The 15,954-nt window shown below is 68.3% G+C and carries 13 protein-coding genes; 9 read left to right on the plus strand and 4 right to left on the minus strand.

Going from position 1 to position 15,954, the window contains the following annotated elements; genetic code table 11:
* The first annotated feature begins 128 nt into the window (after positions 1–128).
* Positions 129–602 (plus strand): lysozyme inhibitor LprI family protein, encoded by a 474-nt coding sequence (locus tag LXT12_RS22205; protein WP_233394487.1) that lies wholly within the window; start codon positions 129–131, stop codon positions 600–602.
* A 657-nt stretch (positions 603–1,259) separates the two neighbouring features.
* The gene (locus LXT12_RS22210; RefSeq protein ID WP_233394488.1) at positions 1,260–1,607 is read left to right on the plus strand and encodes a hypothetical protein; all 348 of its coding nucleotides are present in this window, start codon (positions 1,260–1,262) and stop codon (positions 1,605–1,607) included.
* 374 nt (positions 1,608–1,981) lie between these two features.
* Here the strand turns inward: LXT12_RS22210 and gyrB are convergent, their stop codons facing one another.
* The 3 genes from gyrB to dnaA all read right to left on the minus strand — a co-directional run bounded on the left by gyrB (position 1,982) and on the right by dnaA (position 7,382).
* Positions 1,982–4,531 (minus strand): DNA topoisomerase (ATP-hydrolyzing) subunit B, encoded by a 2,550-nt coding sequence (gene gyrB / locus LXT12_RS22215; RefSeq protein ID WP_233394489.1) that lies wholly within the window; start codon positions 4,529–4,531, stop codon positions 1,982–1,984.
* A 115-nt stretch (positions 4,532–4,646) separates the two neighbouring features.
* Positions 4,647–5,768, minus strand: coding sequence for a DNA polymerase III subunit beta (gene dnaN, locus LXT12_RS22220; RefSeq protein WP_233394490.1), 1,122 nt, complete (start codon positions 5,766–5,768; stop codon positions 4,647–4,649).
* Positions 5,769–5,906: 138 nt separating this feature from the next.
* The gene (gene dnaA, locus LXT12_RS22225; RefSeq protein WP_233394491.1) at positions 5,907–7,382 is read right to left on the minus strand and encodes a chromosomal replication initiator protein DnaA; all 1,476 of its coding nucleotides are present in this window, start codon (positions 7,380–7,382) and stop codon (positions 5,907–5,909) included.
* A 321-nt stretch (positions 7,383–7,703) separates the two neighbouring features.
* On the opposite strand from dnaA, the gene rpmH reads away from it, so the two are divergent.
* The 7 genes from rpmH to LXT12_RS22260 all read left to right on the plus strand — a co-directional run bounded on the left by rpmH (position 7,704) and on the right by LXT12_RS22260 (position 13,316).
* Complete coding sequence (rpmH, locus tag LXT12_RS22230; protein WP_054021782.1) at positions 7,704–7,838, plus strand: 50S ribosomal protein L34; 135 nt, start codon at positions 7,704–7,706, stop codon at positions 7,836–7,838.
* A gap of 65 nt (positions 7,839–7,903) precedes the next feature.
* Positions 7,904–8,401 carry a ribonuclease P protein component gene (locus LXT12_RS22235; protein WP_233394492.1) on the plus strand — a complete coding sequence of 166 codons (498 nt, stop codon included), beginning with the start codon at positions 7,904–7,906 and terminating at the stop codon, positions 8,399–8,401.
* A gap of 26 nt (positions 8,402–8,427) precedes the next feature.
* Positions 8,428–8,715: a membrane protein insertion efficiency factor YidD gene (yidD, locus tag LXT12_RS22240; protein ID WP_233394597.1), complete on the plus strand. Its 288-nt coding sequence runs from the start codon at positions 8,428–8,430 to the stop codon at positions 8,713–8,715.
* A complete protein-coding gene (yidC, locus tag LXT12_RS22245; protein WP_233394493.1) occupies positions 8,708–10,423 on the plus strand; it encodes a membrane protein insertase YidC in 1,716 nt (571 codons plus the stop codon). Before yidD ends, yidC begins: the two co-directional genes overlap by 8 nt.
* A 329-nt stretch (positions 10,424–10,752) precedes the next feature.
* The gene (gene mnmE / locus LXT12_RS22250; RefSeq protein ID WP_233394494.1) at positions 10,753–12,117 is read left to right on the plus strand and encodes a tRNA uridine-5-carboxymethylaminomethyl(34) synthesis GTPase MnmE; all 1,365 of its coding nucleotides are present in this window, start codon (positions 10,753–10,755) and stop codon (positions 12,115–12,117) included.
* Positions 12,118–12,253: 136 nt separating this feature from the next.
* Complete coding sequence (locus LXT12_RS22255) at positions 12,254–12,727, plus strand: helix-turn-helix domain-containing protein (RefSeq protein WP_233394495.1); 474 nt, start codon at positions 12,254–12,256, stop codon at positions 12,725–12,727.
* Positions 12,728–12,746: 19 nt separating this feature from the next.
* Positions 12,747–13,316, plus strand: coding sequence for a PIN domain-containing protein (locus tag LXT12_RS22260; protein WP_233394496.1), 570 nt, complete (start codon positions 12,747–12,749; stop codon positions 13,314–13,316).
* Positions 13,317–13,368: 52 nt separating this feature from the next.
* Here the strand turns inward: LXT12_RS22260 and LXT12_RS22265 are convergent, their stop codons facing one another.
* On the minus strand, positions 13,369–15,930 hold the full coding sequence (locus LXT12_RS22265) for a cation-translocating P-type ATPase (RefSeq protein WP_233394497.1): 2,562 nt from the start codon (positions 15,928–15,930) through the stop codon (positions 13,369–13,371).
* Positions 15,931–15,954: the final 24 nt, after the last annotated feature.

The following is a 15,954-nucleotide window of genomic DNA, read 5'->3' on the forward strand; positions in this document are numbered from 1 at the left end:
CCCCTCTCGCACCGACCGCCGGCCCCATCGGGTTTGCGGTTCAGTCCAACGGGTTTATCCGCCGCCGCCATGTCACCACGTCTTCCTGCCTCGCCTGAGCGGCGGATAAACGCTATTCGTTAGCCGTCATGCAAACCGTCATGCGTTTTTTCCGTCTTGTCCGCTGCACGTGTTTCCTTATGCTTCTCGGCGGCATCAGCTGCACCTCGTTCTCAGCCGAGAGCGGCGACGACTTGTGCGGTACTGGACAGCTGTCTCATGCAGCCGAGTCGGATTGCTTGGTCAAGGAGTACAAAGGCACAGATGCACTTCTTCGCCAGAAGATTGAACAGCTGATCAAGACCGCAGAGCCCCAGGACATGCTGACAGCGCCAGTTGAAAAGGTCGCAGCAGCACGCAAGCGACTGCAGGATCAACTTCGCAGGGCCGATCAGCTCTGGCGGCAATTGCTTGAGGTGGAGTGCGACGCCTTGATCGCGGCATCCTTTGGCATGGGCAACGGCGACGATCTGGCTTCGCTCAACTGCCGCATAACCAGAACCCGAGATCGGATCACCCATCTGAGCAAGTCCGAGGAGTACTCGTGGCTATGGGGGCGATGACGGCTAACCCCTCCATCGAGCGGACGTGCCCCGGCAAGCCGGGGCACGCCGCTCATGTCGAACGTTAGCGAAGGCATGCCTTTCGTGTTCGAAGCCATGTGCTTATTCGGTGCGCTGCTGTCTCGCATCGGTCTGCGTGGGCCGTCCGTCCTTCGGCGGCCGGCGTTCCGTTTGCGGTTCTCGCCAGAGGTTCTGTTCCACCGTCGGCTTGGGCTGTCCGTCCTTCGGCGGCCAGCGAACGGTGAGCTGCCGCCCCATCAGGTTCCCATCGGCGCTCGTGCCCGCCACGAACCAAAAGAAGTCAGCGGTCTCTGCCCTGATCGGTCGCGACAAGTTGCGTTCCTATTGCGGCTTCAGCTTGCATCAGGCTTGCCCTCGCCCAAGAAGACCGCCCAGAATCTCTGCCATGGCTACCGTGCTGAAGACAATCTCTGCCATCGGTTTCCGTCCATGAATCAGGCTTCGCCAAGGCTGCCCTTTTCGTCAGCAAACAAGCATCGGCTCGCACATGCCTTTGCTTCGCTTGGCGCCCATCCATGGGGCAGTCGCGCCACTCCGCACGCTAACCCCTCCATCGAGCGGACGTGCCACGGCAGGCTTCGCCTGCCGCGTCACGCCGCTCATGTCGAACGTTAGACATCGTCAAGATGCCGCGCCATGAATCGGAACGATGTTTGCCGCCTGGAGTTCGACTACACGGGAGAGCTTGCTACCCTAGCAAGCCAGCTTGGGATGATTGAGCCTGTGTACGACCAGGAGGCTGACGAAGACGGGCTTCACGAATACGTCTATGGCGACGTCGCTGGTGAGCGAGTCGAGGCAATTCGCCAAGTGGGTGCCGTCCATACAGCCGTGTTCCGATTCGGCTCGCTTTATTTTTCGGTGGATTGCTTGCAGCACGTCCTCCGATCGCTTCGGAGCGGCAACGTTCGGGTCAACACGTACTGGACCCGAGATTCATTACAGGCCGGAGTAGCAATGCCATACGAAGTCGGAAATTTCTAACCATCTGCTGCAGCGGACGGCTTCGCCGCCCGCTGAGCGCGAACGTTGCGCCGCAAAAGGGTGGTGAGGACACGCTTACGACCCAGCGCTCTCCGCGCTGACAGCAGCGCAAAGCGTGAGGGCCCCATTCGGGGCCCTCTGCGTCACGATCGAAGTTGTAACGGCAAACCGTCTCGTCGGACGTTTTCGACAGACCTTATTCCGTCAGATCAGCGTTGACGGCTTGGCCAATCAAGTCTGCGCCACCATGGACTTTGCCAGGTTACACACCTTATCGACTTCGAAAGAGGTCAGTCGCATCAACTAACGGCCGCCGGTCGCAGAACTCTGGCGCGAGTCGCAGTTAATTCGGCGCCCTACGCCCGACAACAGGATCAAACGTCGATATTCCCCGCCCTCAACGCATTCGTCTCGATGAAGTCGCGTCGCGGCTCGACCTCATCGCCCATCAGCATCGTGAAGACCTTGTCCGCCTCGATGGCGTCCTCGATCTGCACGCGCAGCAGGCGGCGCACGGTCGGGTCCATGGTGGTTTCCCAGAGCTGCTCGGGGTTCATCTCGCCCAGGCCCTTGTAGCGCTGGCGGCCCACCGAGCCTTCGGCCTGGCCCATCAGCCAGGCCATGGCGGCACGGAAGTCGTCGACCTTGCTTTCCTTGGCCTTGTCGCCCTCGCCCTTGCGCACGACAGCGCCGGGCTTGATCAGGCCCTGGAAGCTCAGGCCGGCGTCGGCCAGCACTTCGTAGTCCGCGCCGTGCACGAAGTCCGCCGAGATGATGCTGGCGCGCACGTTGCCATGGTGGATGCGGGCGATCTTCAGGAAGAGCTTGTCGGTGCGCGGGTCGGTCTCGACGGTGACCTCGGCGTTGTGCAGCGCCGCCTTCAGCGCCGCGGCGCTGGCCTCGGCCTCCTCGCGGGTGTCGAGCTTCAGCGCCAGGCCGTTGGCCAGCACGTGCAGGGCCTCGCCGTCCATCCAGTTGGACAGGCGCTCGATGACGCTCTGCGCCGTCACGTACTTGCGGGCCAGAGCGTCGAGGCCATCGCCGGTGAGGATGGTGCCGTCGCCGGTGTCGAGGCTGGCGTCCTGCAGCGCCACCTTGAGCAGGAAACTGTCGAGCTCGGGCGCGTCCTTGAGGTATTGCTCGTGCTTGCCGACCTTGACCTTGTACAGCGGCGGCTGGGCGATGTAGATGTGGCCGCGCTCCACGAGCTCGGGCATCTGGCGATAGAAGAAGGTCAGCAGCAGGGTGCGGATGTGGGCGCCGTCCACGTCCGCGTCCGTCATGATGATGATGCGGTGGTAGCGGAGCTTGTCGGGGTTGAAATCGTCACTGCCGGCGCCGCGGCCGATGCCGGTGCCTAGCGCCGTGATCAGCGTGATGATCTCGTTGCTGGTCAGCAGCTTTTCATAACGGGCCTTCTCGACGTTCAGGATCTTGCCGCGCAGGGGCAGGATGGCCTGGAACTTGCGGTCGCGGCCCTGCTTGGCGGAGCCGCCGGCGGAGTCGCCCTCCACGATGTAGATCTCGCACAGGGCCGGGTCCTTTTCCTGGCAGTCGGCCAGCTTGCCGGGCAGGCCCAGGCCGTCGAGCACGCCCTTGCGGCGCGTCATCTCGCGGGCCTTGCGGGCGGCCTCGCGGGCGCGGGCGGCGTCGAGGATCTTGCCGCAGATGGTCTTGGCGTCGAGCGGGTTCTCGAGCAGGTAGTCGGTCAGCAGGCGGCCGACGATGTCTTCCACCGGCGCACGCACTTCGGAGCTGACGAGCTTGTCCTTGGTCTGGGAGCTGAACTTGGGCTCGGGCACCTTGACGCTGACGACGCAGGCCAGGCCTTCGCGCATGTCGTCACCGGCCACTTCGACCTTGGCCTTCTTGGCCAGCTCGTTGTCCTCGATGTACTTGTTGATGACGCGGGTCATGGCCGCGCGCAGGCCGGTGAGGTGGGTGCCGCCGTCGCGCTGGGGGATGTTGTTGGTGAAGCAGAGGACGTTCTCGTTGAAGCCGTCGTTCCACTGCATCGCCACTTCGACGCCGATGTTGGTGCCCTGGTCGGAGATCTTGTCACCCACGGCGTGGAAGATGTTGGGGTGCAGGGTCGTCTTGCCCTTGTTGATGAACTCGACGAAGCCCTTGACGCCGCCGGCGTAGGCGAAGTTGTCTTCCTTGTTGTTGCGCTCGTCGACGAGGCGGATCTTGACGCCGTTGTTGAGGAAGCTCAGCTCGCGCAGGCGCTTGGCGAGGATGTCGTAGTGGTAGTCGTTGTTCTCTTTGAAGATCTCGGTGTCGGGCAGGAAGTGGACTTCGGTGCCGCGCTTGTCGGTGTCGCCGATGATCTTCATGGGACGCACTTCGACGCCGTCGCGCACCTCCAGCTCGCCGTTCTGCGGCACGCCCTTGGCGAACTCGATGAAATGAGTCTTGCCGCCCTGGCGCACGGTCAGGCGCAGCCACTTCGAGAGGCCGTTCACGCAGCTCACGCCCACGCCGTGCAGGCCGCCGGAGACCTTGTAGCTGTTCTGGTTGAACTTGCCGCCGGCATGCAGCTCGGTCAGTGCGATCTCGGCGGCAGAGCGCTTGGGCTCGTGCTTGTCGTCCATCTTGACGCCGGTGGGGATGCCGCGGCCGTTGTCGATGACGGAGATGGAGTTGTCGGTGTGGATGGTGACGACGATGTCGTCGCAATGGCCGGCCAGGGCTTCGTCGATGGAGTTGTCCACCACTTCGAAGACGAGGTGGTGCAGGCCGGTGCCGTCGGAGGTGTCGCCGATGTACATGCCCGGGCGCTTGCGAACCGCTTCCAGGCCTTCGAGGATCTGGATGGAGTCGGCGTTGTAGGACTCACCCGCCTTGGCCTCGGCCGCCTTGGCCGCCTGCTGCTTCTCGTTCAGGCCTTCAGGATTGCTGTTCGGGGTGGCGCTATCACTCATCGGGGACTTTCAAAGGCCGCATTGCGGCCGGTACAACTCTCAAACCAGAACCCCCCGCTTGGCGGGGGGCAGGGGGGTGCGAAACGTTCACGGCATGCCATGCCGATGCGAATCGCTAGATTCGCATCGGCATGACGACGTACTTGAAGCCGGTCGTGTCGGGGATGGTGAGCAGCGCGCTGCTGGCGCTGTCATTGAGATCGATGCAGACCATGTCCTGGCTCATGTTGGACAGGGCATCCATCAGGTAGGTGACGTTGAAGCCGGTCTCGATCTTGTCGCCGGCGTAGTCGATCTCGATCTCTTCCTTGGCTTCCTCCTGCTCGGCATTGCTGGAGGCGATGGACAGCAGACCCGGCTCGAAGCTCAGGCGCACGGCCTTGAACTTCTCGCTGGTGAGGATGGCGGCGCGCTGCAGGCTGGCCAGCAGCGGGGCGCGGCCCAGCGTCAGGCGGAACTTGTGGTTCTTGGGGATGACTCGGTTGTAGTCGGGGAACTTGCCCTCGACCAGCTTGGTCACGAACTCCATGCCGCTGAAGGAGAACTTGGCTTGGTTGCCGGCGAAGCGCATCTCGATGGGCGCGTTCTCGTCGTCGCCCTTGCCGTCCTTGAGCAGACGCTGCAGCTCCAGCACGGTCTTGCGCGGCAGGATGACCTCCTGCTTGGGGATGTCGGTGTCCAGCTCGGCCTGGGCCAGGGCCAGGCGGTGGCCGTCGGTCGCCACCAGCGTGAGGTTCTTGCCCTCGGCGACGAAGAGGATGCCGTTGAGGTAGTAGCGGATGTCGTGCACCGCCATCGCGAAGTGGACCTGGTTGATCAGGCCCTTGAGCGCCTTCTGCGGCACGCTGAAGGCGGGCCCGAAGTCGGCGGCTTCCTGCACCAGGGGGAAGTCGTCGGCCGGCAGGGTCTGCAGCGTGAAACGGCTCTTGCCGCCCTGCAGGGTCATCTTGTTCTGGTTGCTCGTGAGGCTGACGGTCTGGTCGGCCGGCATGGAGCGCAGGATGTCGATGAGCTTGCGGGCGCCGACGGTGGTGGCGAGGTTGCCGGCGTCGCCGTCGAACTGCACCGTCGTGCGCACCTGGATCTCGAGGTCGCTGGTCGTGAGCTCCACCTGGTTGCCCGTCTTGCGGATCAGCACATTGGCCAGGATCGGCAGCGTGTGGCGCCGCTCGACGATGCCCGACACCGCCTGCAGCGCGGCGAGCACCTGATCCTGGGGAGCTTTCAAAACGATCATGGAGGCCTCTTGGAGATTCGACTCGGGACACGCCCAAAGCACAAAACGCGCGCGCGCGTGAAGCTGCGATTGTCGCCCGGAAACATGACCCCGCCGGGCTGGCGGGGCCTGCGGGTCAACCCGAAGCGCTGATCTGGGTCAGCCTTTGAGCGTTTGCTCCAGCACGTGCAGCTGCTGGTTGAGCTCGGTGTTCTTCTGGCGCTCGCCGCCGATCTTGCGCACCGCGTGCAGCACGGTGGTGTGGTCGCGCCCGCCGAAGAGTTCGCCGATCTCGGGCAGGCTCTTCTGGGTCAGCTCCTTGGCCAGGTACATGGCGATCTGGCGCGGCCGGGCGATGCTGGCCGGGCGCTTCTTGGAGTACATGTCGGCGACCTTGATCTTGTAGAAGTCGGCCACCGTCTTCTGGATGTTCTCCACGCCGATCTGGCGGTTCTGGATGGACAGCAGGTCCTTCAGCGCCTCGCGGGCCAGGGTGATGCTGATCTCCTTGTGCGAGAACTTGGCGTAGGCCAGCACCTTGCGCAGCGCGCCTTCGAGCTCGCGCACGTTGGCGCGAACGTTCTTGGCGATGAAGAAGGCCACGTCCTCGGGCATGGGCTGGCCCTCGGCCTCGGCCTTCTTGATCAGGATGGCGACGCGCATCTCCAACTCGGGCGGCTCGATGGCCACCGTCAGGCCGGCGTCGAATCGGGAGGTGAGGCGCTCGTCGATGTCCACCAGCCCCTTGGGGTAGGTGTCCGACGTCATGATGATGTGGGCCTTCTTGGCCAGCAGCGCCTCGAAGGCGTTGAAGAACTCCTCCTGGGTGCGGTCCTTGCCGGCGAAGAACTGCACGTCGTCGATGAGCAGCAGGTCCAGCGAGTGGTACTTGGCCTTGAGCTCGTCGAAGGTCTTGCGCTGGTAGTTCTTGACGACGTCGGAGATGAACTGCTCGGCGTGCAGGTAGAGCACGCGGGCGTCCGGCCGGTCCTTCAGCAGGGCGTTGCCCACGGCGTGGATGAGGTGGGTCTTGCCCAGGCCCACGCCGCCGTAGATGAAGAGAGGGTTGTAGGTCACGCCGGGGGCACCGGCCACGTGCAGGGCGGCCGTGCGGGCCATCTGGTTGGCGCGGCCGGGAACCAGGGTGTCGAAGGTGAGCTGCGGGTTGATGCGGTGCTTGCTGGCGGCCGGCGCCTGCGAGGGCAGGATGACGGTCGCAGCGGGCGCGGCCGGCTGGACGACCGGCTTGAGGGCCGCGCTGGGTTCGCTGGACGGGGCCGCCGCGCCCGCCGCCGGCTGAGCCGCGGACATGCCGGTGCCGGCGGCCACCACGATAGGCGTCGCCGTCGCACCAGCGGGTTCGCGGGCGGACAGGGACAGCTCCAGCCGCGTCGGGCGGCCGGCGAGTTCGGTCAGGATGGCTTCGATGCGGGCCGCGTACTGGCGGCGGATCCAGTCGCGCTTGAAGTGGTTGGGCACCTTCAGCGTGGCGACCAGGGCGCTCGCCCCTTCACCGGCCACGGTGGCCGGCGGCAGGGGGCGGATCCAGGTGTTGAACTGCTGCTCCGGCAGCTCGGTGGCCAGGCGCTCGCAGCCGCGCCGCCAGAGGTCCGAAGCCCAATCCGCCGTGTCCATGCCCGCCGTCACCTGCACCCCGTCCGCCCTGCCATGTTCTTGTAGGCTCATTGTGGAAAACTTGTTTTCGAGCGGCCGGATTGTACGGAAGCGGCGCCCGCCGAAGCGGGGGTTATCCACAGAATTTCGGAGGGGGTCAATCCCTGGCAAACCCGGCTTGATGGGGGCGACTTATTGACCGGGCCGGCGGCAACTGCTCTAATCACGGGTTTTCGCGCATGGCGATTGAAACATCGCTCGTGCGCTTTTTGCTCTTGAAGCACCTGAGCCAGGCACCAACCGCTGTGCCCGGCGCGAACATTCCCTCAAAAGAGGTTCCCCATGAAGCGTACTTACCAAGCCTCCAAGACCCGCCGCGCCCGCACCCACGGTTTCCTCGTGCGCATGAAGACCCGCGGTGGCCGTGCCGTCATCGCCGCGCGCCGCGCCAAGGGCCGCAAGCGCCTGGCCGTCTAAGCGGTCGGCATCAGCTTCGAGCGATGCCGGCGGCGCCGCGGCGCCGCCCGCCACCGGGCCTACCGATGATCGGTCGAATCCAGCGCCCGGTGGATTTCGAGCGGGTGCTTGCCCGCCCCAGCCGAGCCCGCAGCGCTCATTTCGCGCTGCACCACCTGCCGTCCAATCCGGCGCCCAGCGCCTGGGCGGCCGCAAGGTTGCGCACAGCGCAGGCCGAGTTATCAACAGGCGAACCACAGGCTGCCCACAGCGCTGTGGAACAACTGCCCGGTGGCGAGCCCGGCGCCCCGTCGGGCTGCTGGCTCGGGATGGTGGTGCCCAAGCGCCATGCCCGCCGCGCCGTCACGCGCACCCTCTTGAAGCGCCAGATCCGCGCCGCATTTGCGGCGGCAGCCGGCCTGCCGCCGGGTTTGTGGGTCGTCCGCTTGCGTTCTCCTTTCGACCGTCAGCAGTTCCCGAGTGCCGCGTCCGACGCGCTGCGCCAGGCCGCGCATGCCGAACTCGCCCAGCTGTTCGGCCGCGCACTCACCCCGAGGCCTGCGCGGCCGGGAGCGCCCGCGTGAAGCCGAGCTGGCCCGCCCGCGCGCTGATGGCCGTCGTGCGTGGCTACCGGCTGCTGCTCAGCCCTTGGCTGGGCAATGCCTGCCGCTTCGAGCCGACCTGCTCGCGCTACTCGCTGCAGGCCCTCGAAAAACACGGCGCCCTCGCCGGCAGCTACCTCACGGTGCACCGCATCCTGCGCTGCCAGCCCTGGTGCGACGGCGGCCACGATCCCGTGCCTGACAATCCGCCGCGGCTGTTCTCCCGCCTCGTCTCTTCCCCGTCCGTGCCGCGCGCCTGCGCGTCCCCTTCCTCGTCCGAGTCTTCCCATGACTGATATTCGCCGCACCGTGCTGTGGGTGGTGTTCACGATGTCCCTCGTCCTGCTCTGGGACGGCTGGCAAAAGCACAACGGGCATCCGTCGATGTTCAGCCCGGCGCCCAAGGCCGTGTCGACCTCGGCGGCGCCGGCCGCTTCCGCCTCGGGCGGCACACCCGCGGTCACGGCCACCGGCCAGGCGCCGGCCACGGCAGCCGCGCCGGGCACCGCGCCGTCCGAGAAGATCACCATCCGCACCGACGTGCTGGCCGTCACCGTCGACACCCTGGGCGGCGACATCGTGCGTGCCGAGCTGCCGCACTACCTGACCTCGCCCGACCCGACGGTGACCGACCAGCTGCTGCAGATGGTGGGCCTGCAGAAGAAGCCGGCCTTCACGCCCCAGCCCGTCGTCCTCTTCAACGAAGCCCAGCACTACCGCGCCCAGACCGGCCTGGTCGGCGCCCAGGGCCCCCTGCCGGCCCACAACACGCCGATGACGGCCGTGCCCGGCGAGCGCGAGCTCAAGGCCGGCCAGGACGAGGTCAAGCTGCGCCTGGAGTCGCCCGAGGTCGGCGGCGTCAAGCTCGTCAAGACCTTCACCTTCAAGCGCGGCGCCTACACCGTCGGTGTCACGCACGAGGTCGTCAACGTCGGCTCCGCGCCCGTCACGCCGCAGGTCTACCTGCAGCTGGTGCGCGACGGCAGTCATGTCACCGGCGGCGCCGCCTTCACGCCCAGCTTCACCGGCCCGGCCGTCTACAACGACAAGTCCAAGTTCCAGACCATCAAGTTCGAGGACATCGACAAGAACAAGGTCGACATCGACAAGCAGGCCGGCGACGGCTGGGTCGCCATGATCCAGCACTACTTCGCCAGCGCCTGGCTGGTCAACGAGCCGGGCAACCGCGAGTTCTTCGTGCGCAAGCTGCCCGGCCAGCCGGGCCAGTTCGGCGACAGCTACGCCACCGGCCTCGTCTTCACCCTGCCCACGCTCGCCCCCGGCGCCAGCACCACCCAGCAGGCCCAGCTCTTCGCCGGCCCGCAGGAAGAGAACAAGCTCTCCGCCCTGGCCCCGGGGCTGGAGCGCGTCAAGGACTACGGCAAGCTCACCATCCTGGCCGAGCCCCTGTTCTGGCTGCTGGACAAGCTGCACGGCTTCATTGGCAACTGGGGCTGGACCATCGTCGCGCTGGTCGTGCTGCTCAAGATCGCCCTCTACTGGCTCAACGCCAGCGCCTACAAGTCCATGGCCCGCATGAAGGCCGTGGCGCCACGCATCAACGAGATGAAGGAGCGCCTCAAGGACAAGCCGCAGGAAATGCAGCAGGAGATGATGAAGATCTACCGCGAGGAGAAGATCAACCCCATCGGCGGCTGCCTGCCCATCTTCCTGCAGATGCCCATCTTCATGGCCCTGTACTGGGTGCTGCTGTCCACCGTCGAGATGCGCCAAGCGCCGTGGATCCTCTGGATCACCGACCTGTCCGTGCGCGACCCCTACTTCATCCTGCCGCTGCTGATGATGGCGACCAGCCTCTTCCAGGTCTGGCTCAACCCGCCGGCTGCCGACCCCATGCAGCAGAAGATGATGTGGATCATGCCGGTGGCCTTCGGCGTCATGTTCTTCGTCTTCCCCTCGGGCCTGGTGCTGTACTGGCTGACGAACAACATCCTGTCCATCGCCCAGCAGTGGCTCATCAACAAGCGGCTGGGCGTGAATTAGCCCACCCCCTACTGGCTTCGCCAGCCCCCTCAAGGGGGCGCCACTGGCGGCCCGGCAAAGCCGGTTCCGCGGTGGCCGCTGGAGGGAGCGCGGCGCCAGGCGCGCGCAATCAACAGCTCTGCGTGAACTGAATCACGCGATGTCGGATCACCCCCAGAGCGGGGGGCTTTCTTGTGCACCGCGATAGGCGCTTCAATGGCCTCGCGGGGCAGAGAACACCGGCCCGGACGGGGCTCACGAGAGCGCCCGAACCCGGCCTCCCCCGCGCCAACATTTGAAACAGCCGCTCCATTGGGCGGCTGTTTCTTTTGGCGCCCGACAATCGCGCCATGCTCGCCCGACACACCGACCCCATCGCCGCCATCGCCACCGCCCCGGGCCGCGGCGCCGTCGGCATCGTGCGGGTGTCGTCGCCACGCGATCTCACACCGCTCATCCAGGCCGTTTGCGGCCGGCCGCTCAAGGCCCGCGAGGCCACCTACCTGCCCCTGCGCGACGCCCACGGCCAGGCCATCGACCAGGGCCTCGCCCTGCACTTCCCGGCGCCGCACTCCTACACCGGCGAGCACGTGCTCGAACTCCAGGCCCACGGCGGCGCCGTCGTCCTGCAGCTGCTGCTGGCGCGGGTCATCGAGGCCGGCGCCGACGTGCGCCTGGCCGAGCCCGGCGAATTCACGCAGCGGGCCTTCCTCAACGGCAAGCTCGACCTCGCCCAGGCCGAGGCCGTGGCCGACCTCATCGACGCCAGCACCGAGGCTGCGGCCCGCAGCGCCAGCCGGGCCCTCGGCGGCGCGCTGAGCCATGAGGTCGGCGTGCTGCGCGACCAGCTCATCCAGCTGCGCATGCTGGTGGAGGCGACGCTGGACTTCCCCGAGGAGGAGATCGACTTCCTCGAGAAGGCCGATGCCTTCGGCCGGCTCGACCGCCTGACGGCGCAACTGAGCGCCGTCCAGGCCCGCACCCGCCAGGGCGCCCTGCTGCGCGACGGCCTCAAGGTGGTGCTCGCCGGCCAGCCCAACGTCGGCAAGAGCTCGCTGCTCAACGCCCTGGCCGGCGCCGAGCTCGCCATCGTCACGCCCATCCCCGGCACCACGCGCGACAAGGTCAGCCAGACCATCCAGATCGAGGGCGTGCCCCTGCACATCACCGACACCGCCGGCCTGCGCGACGCCACGGCCGACGAGGTCGAGCGCATCGGCGTGTCGCGCAGCTGGGAGGCCATCGGCGACGCCGACGTCGTGCTCTTCCTGCACGACCTCGGCCGCGTCGGCCAGGCCGACTACGAGGCCGAGGACGAGCGCATCCGGGCGCGGCTGGCCGGTGTGGACGCCAGCCGCATCGTGCAGGTCTTCAACAAGGCCGACCTCGCCGCCGCGCCGGCCGGCGAGATCGCGCTGAGCCTGAAGACCGGCGAGGGCCTGGAGGCCCTGCGCCGGCGCCTGCTGCAGACGGCCGGCTGGCAGGCCGTCCCCGAGGGCCTTTTCATCGCCCGCGAGCGCCACGTCCAGGCCCTGGCCCGCACCGCCGAACACCTCGCCCTGGCCCGCGAGATCGCCGCCCACCGCGACGCCGCCCTGGACCTGCTCGCAGAGGAACTCCGCCTCGCCCACGACGCCCTCGGCGAGATCACCGGCGCCTTCTCCGCCGATGAGCTGCTGGGAGTGATCTTCAGCAGCTTCTGCATCGGGAAGTAGTCCGGCGTCCTCGTCTCCGACGGCGCCGGAGAGCGGTCTGCGCGGGCTGGTCAAGCGGCGGTTTGTTGATTTCGTTCGTTTCGTTTGCTTCGTTCATCGTCTAGGATAGGCATCCTCGCTTCCCGGAGAACCGCTCATGCCCGCCCCGAGCCGGCGCCCGCCCCGGCTGCCCAACGACCGCGAAATCGCTCAGGCCCGCGAGGCCAGCCGCCAGCTCGCCCGCCTGCTTCCCCCAGGTGACGACGACACCGCCGCGGAGGCGCCGGCGCTTCGCCTCGTCACCGCCGACAACCAGCACGAGATGATCGCCATCCCGCCTGGCGCATTGCGCCTGCTGGTGGACATGCTGACCCAGCTCGGGCAGGGGCGCGCCGTGACCGTGCTGCCGCAAAACGCCGAGCTCACCACCCAGGAGGTGGCGGACTACTTGAACGTCTCTCGTCCCTACGTGGTCAGTCTGATCGAACAGAACAAGCTACCCGCGCGCAAGGTGGGCACGCGCCGCCGCGTCGCCTTTGAAGACCTGCTGCGCTTCGACGAGCAGCAGCGCGCCCGCCAGCGCGCTGCGCTGGACGAGTTGGCCCGTATCGACGCCGAGCTGGGTCTTTGAACCCGCACCGGGCAAGCGAATGAGCCACTTCACCGCCCTGCTCGATGCCAACGTCCTGCACAGCCAGCCCCTGACCAGTCTGCTGCTGGAACTGGCCGAGGCGCGGCTCTACCGGCCAGCCTGGAGCGCGGACATCCACGCGGAGTGGCGCCGTTCAGTGCTCAGGGCAAGACCCGATGTCGACCCCGCGGCACTTGACCGTCGTCGCGCCGCGATGGATGCCGCCCTGCCCGATGCCTGCGTCAGCGGATATGCCCCCTTCATCGAGGCCTTGACCCTGCCCGACCCCGGCGACCGCCACGTCTTGGCTGCAGCCGTGAGGGCCAAGGCGCAGGTCATCGTCACCTTCAACGAGCGCGACTTCCCGGCCGCAACGCTGGCAGGCTTCGATCTGGTGGCCCAGCATCCCGATGTGTTCCTGCGGCACCTGGTGGACCTGCAGCCTGCCCTGGTGCGTGCACGCATCGAGCAGATGCTGCTGGCTTGGCGCCAGCCGCCCAACACACCCGACGCCTTCATCGACACCCTGGAACGCGCCGGCCTGCCTGACACCGCCGCGGCCTTGCGGGAGCTTTTTGCGGCGGGGTGACTCTGCCGGAACCCTGGCTCGGGCGCCCTGAGGGGCGAGTGCCGTCGAAACGTCAACGCCCGCTGCGCGACCGCCCCCAGGCCGCGACGCCGGCCCCCACGCCCACCGCCAACGCCACCGCGAGCAGCGTGGCGCCCAGGTCCGCGGCCGACGGCAGGCCGAAATGCAACAGCCCCCGCAGCGGCGGCCACAGCAGGGTCGCGGCGAGCGCCGCAGCCGCGGCGGCAGCGACGGCCCAGAAAGCTCGTGCGCCGGGCTCCAGCAGCGCGCGCGGCCCCAGACCGGCGGCGATGTTGGCGGCCACCAGCATCAGGTTGCCCACCGTGAGGCCAACGACGGCCAGGGCGCGGGCCTCGTCCTCGAGGCGGCCGGCGTGCAGGGCCAGGGCGTAGACGGCCAGGGTCGTGGCCAGCAGGGCGGCGCCCTGCAGCAGGCCCTCCAGCAGCAGGCCGATACCCAGCAGCCCGTCCGAGGCGCGCCGCGGCGGGCGGCGCATCACGCGCGGATCTTCCGGCGCACCCTCGAAGGCCAGGGAGCAGGCCGGATCGATGACCATCTCGGTCAGCACGACGTGGGCCGGCAGCATCAGCGGCGGCAGGCCGAAGAGCAGCGGCAGCAGGGCCAGGCCCACCACCGGCACGTGGATGGCCGTGATGTAGACCATGACCTTGCGCAGGTTGTCGAAGATGCGCCGGCCCATGCGCACGCCGGCCACGATGCGGCTGAAGTCCTCGTCCAGCAGCACCAGGCCCGCCGCCTCGCGGGCCACGTCGGTGCCGCGCCCGCCCATGGCGATGCCGACGTGGGCGGCCTTGAGGGCCGGGGCGTCGTTGACGCCGTCGCCCGTCATCGCCACCGTCTCGCCGTTGCGCTTGAAGGCCTCCACCAGCCTGAGCTTCTGCGCCGGCGACACGCGCGCGAAGACACGGACGGTGCGCACGGCCGCAGCCAGGGCAGCATCGTCCAGGGCCTCCAGCTCGGGCCCGGCCAGCACGCCCGCAGCCGTGTCCAGGCCCGCCTGCGTGGCGATGGCCGCGGCCGTGGCGGCGTGGTCGCCGGTGATCATCGCCACGGCGATGCCGGCGCTGCGCGCCTCGGCCACCGCAGCGGGCACGCTGGCGCGCAGCGGGTCCGCAAAGCCCAGCAGGCCCAGCAGGGCGAAGCCGTGTCCGTGCGGATGGTCGGGCAGGGCGGCGCCGTCGTGGTCGGCCCGGCCGTCGTGACGGCCCTCGGCCACGGCCAGCACGCGCAGGCCGTCGGCGGCCAGGCCGCGCACGCGCTCCAGCAGGGCCTCGCGGCGCGCAGGCGCCAGGTGGCAGAGGTCGAAGATGGCCTCGGGCGCGCCCTTGGCCGCCAGCCATCGGCCGCCGTCCTGCGCCGTCCAGGCCTGGGCCATGGCCAGCAGGCCGGGCGTCAGGGGGTATTCGCGCGCCAGCCGCCAGCCGGGGTGCAGGTGCTCGGTGCCGGCCAGCGCCGCGTCGCCCACGGCCAGCACGGCGCGGTCCATGGGGTCGAGGCCGTCGCGCTGCGAGGCCAGCATCGCGTACTCCGCCAGGCGGTGCACGTCCTCGGGCAGGGCCTCGCCGGGGCGCGGTTCGACGTCGGCCTCGTCGGTGACGAGGCGCCGCAGCTGCATGCGGTTCTCGGTCAGGGTGCCGGTCTTGTCCACGCACAGCACGGTCACGGCACCGAGGGCCTCGATGACGGCCGGCCGGCGCGCCAGCACCTGCAGCCGTGCCATGCGCCAGGCGCCGAGCGCCATGAAGATGGCCAGCACCATGGGGAACTCCTCGGGCAGCATGCCCATGCCCAGGGCGATGGCCGAGAGCAGGCCCTGGCGCCAGTCGCCCCGCGACAGGCCCCACCAGGCCGCGAGCAGCACGCAGCCGACGAAGGCGACGCCGCCGAACAGGCGCACCAGGCGGCCGAGCTGGCGCTGCAGCGGCGTCGCCTCGGTGGCGATGCCCGCCAGCGCCGCGCCGATGCGGCCGACCTCGGTGCGCGGCCCGGTGGCCACCGCCTCCGCCAGGCCGTGGCCGGCGACGGCCAGGGTGCTGGCAAAGACCCAGGGCGCGTCGTCGCCCCCCGGCGGGGCAGCAGGCGGCGCAGCCTCGGCAACCGGCACGGCGGTCTTGCGCACCGGCACCGATTCGCCGGTCAGCAGCGACTCGTCGACCGACAGGCCGGCCGCGTCGCGCAACAGCGCGTCGGCGGCGATGCGCTCGCCCTCGCCGACGAGGAAGAGGTCGCCCGGCACCAGGTCGCGGGCCGGCAGGCGCTGCACGCGGCCATCGCGGATGACGCGCACCTGGGGCACGGTCAGCTCGCGCAAGGCGTCCAGGGCACGCGCGCTGCGGCGCTCCTGGAAGAAGGTCAGGCCCAGCGTCACGACGGCGAAGCCGGCCAGCAGCAGGCCCTCGCCCAGGTCGCCGAAGGCGAGGTAGAGCCCCGCCGCGGCGAGCAGCAGCAGGAACATGGGTTCGCCGAGCAGCCCGCGCAACAGCGCTGCCAGGCCGGCGTCCTCGCGGCCGCGGAGTTCGTTGGGGCCGCATGCCGCCAGGCGCTGGCGGGCCTGCTCGGTGGTGAGGCCGGAGGGGAGCTTGGCGTCCGTCATGCGCCCAGTGTCGCAAAGCGACGC

This window comes from Pelomonas caseinilytica, assembly GCF_021353235.1.
GTDB classification, from domain to species: Bacteria; Pseudomonadota; Gammaproteobacteria; order Burkholderiales; family Burkholderiaceae_C; genus Pelomonas; species Pelomonas caseinilytica.

What these genes read in the sequence shown, in the direction of transcription:
- LXT12_RS22205 (WP_233394487.1), top strand. Translation starts at nt 129, where the DNA reads ATGCAAACCGTCATGCGTTTTTTCCGTCTTGTCCGCTGCACGTGTTTC.
- LXT12_RS22210 (WP_233394488.1), top strand. Translation starts at nt 1,260, where the DNA reads ATGAATCGGAACGATGTTTGCCGCCTGGAGTTCGACTACACGGGAGAG.
- gyrB (WP_233394489.1), bottom strand. Translation starts at nt 4,531, where the DNA reads ATGAGTGATAGCGCCACCCCGAACAGCAATCCTGAAGGCCTGAACGAG.
- dnaN (WP_233394490.1), bottom strand. Translation starts at nt 5,768, where the DNA reads ATGATCGTTTTGAAAGCTCCCCAGGATCAGGTGCTCGCCGCGCTGCAG.
- dnaA (WP_233394491.1), bottom strand. Translation starts at nt 7,382, where the DNA reads ATGGACACGGCGGATTGGGCTTCGGACCTCTGGCGGCGCGGCTGCGAG.
- rpmH (WP_054021782.1), top strand. Translation starts at nt 7,704, where the DNA reads ATGAAGCGTACTTACCAAGCCTCCAAGACCCGCCGCGCCCGCACCCAC.
- LXT12_RS22235 (WP_233394492.1), top strand. Translation starts at nt 7,904, where the DNA reads ATGATCGGTCGAATCCAGCGCCCGGTGGATTTCGAGCGGGTGCTTGCC.
- yidD (WP_233394597.1), top strand. Translation starts at nt 8,428, where the DNA reads ATGGCCGTCGTGCGTGGCTACCGGCTGCTGCTCAGCCCTTGGCTGGGC.
- yidC (WP_233394493.1), top strand. Translation starts at nt 8,708, where the DNA reads ATGACTGATATTCGCCGCACCGTGCTGTGGGTGGTGTTCACGATGTCC.
- mnmE (WP_233394494.1), top strand. Translation starts at nt 10,753, where the DNA reads ATGCTCGCCCGACACACCGACCCCATCGCCGCCATCGCCACCGCCCCG.
- LXT12_RS22255 (WP_233394495.1), top strand. Translation starts at nt 12,254, where the DNA reads ATGCCCGCCCCGAGCCGGCGCCCGCCCCGGCTGCCCAACGACCGCGAA.
- LXT12_RS22260 (WP_233394496.1), top strand. Translation starts at nt 12,747, where the DNA reads ATGAGCCACTTCACCGCCCTGCTCGATGCCAACGTCCTGCACAGCCAG.
- LXT12_RS22265 (WP_233394497.1), bottom strand. Translation starts at nt 15,930, where the DNA reads ATGACGGACGCCAAGCTCCCCTCCGGCCTCACCACCGAGCAGGCCCGC.